This is a genomic window from Nocardia sp. 852002-20019_SCH5090214, from assembly GCF_001665865.1.
In the GTDB taxonomy this organism is placed as follows: Bacteria; Actinomycetota; Actinomycetes; order Mycobacteriales; family Mycobacteriaceae; genus Nocardia; species Nocardia nova.
In genome coordinates this window covers 1-564 of record NZ_LZMK01000454.1, presented here as the reverse complement: position 1 = coordinate 564, position 564 = coordinate 1, and the positions used below count along the sequence as shown (strand labels likewise).

Genomic DNA, 564 nt, shown 5'->3' with positions numbered 1-564 from the left:
TTAACCTCACAACCCACTCTCACAACCACATTCCCCCACTACCACTCACCCACAACCACTCACTCACACAAAAATTTTCACACCTCATGCTCCCAGGTCACGAACAGATAACGAGAAATCTGGAGCGGCGTAGCCTGGATGCATGATGTCGCTGGCGAAGATCGCGTACGGCGACGGCTATGAGTATTACCTGCGGAATATCGCCACGAATGACGCCAATGAGCGTGGCGCGCAACAGCTCGCCGATTATTACAGCGAGCGCGGCGAGTCCCCGGGTCGCTGGGTGGGGTCGGGGTTGGGAGCCCTGGATATCGTCGAGGGAGACATCGTCACCGAATCCCAGATGCGGGCTTTGTTCGGTCGCGGGATGCATCCGAACGCCGACACGATCGTCGCGCAGCTGGCGGCCGAGCAGATGGCCGAGGGTGTCTCGCCGCGGGTGGCCCGCCTCTACGGCGCGAAGATGGCCCAGCTCGGCCGCCCGCATAACCGATATGTGGTCGCCGAGGCTGGCTACCGGTTCGAGTGCGCCCGCGCCTATGCCGAATACAACCGTGCCCAAGG

Annotated in this window: 1 protein-coding gene; it reads left to right on the top strand. The window is 61.7% G+C overall.

What is annotated here, in order from left to right; genetic code table 11:
* Positions 1-142: 142 nt before the first annotated feature.
* Positions 143-564 (top strand): relaxase domain-containing protein (locus A5780_RS40555; protein ID WP_231983116.1); only part of this gene is annotated, 422 nt, incomplete at its 3' end.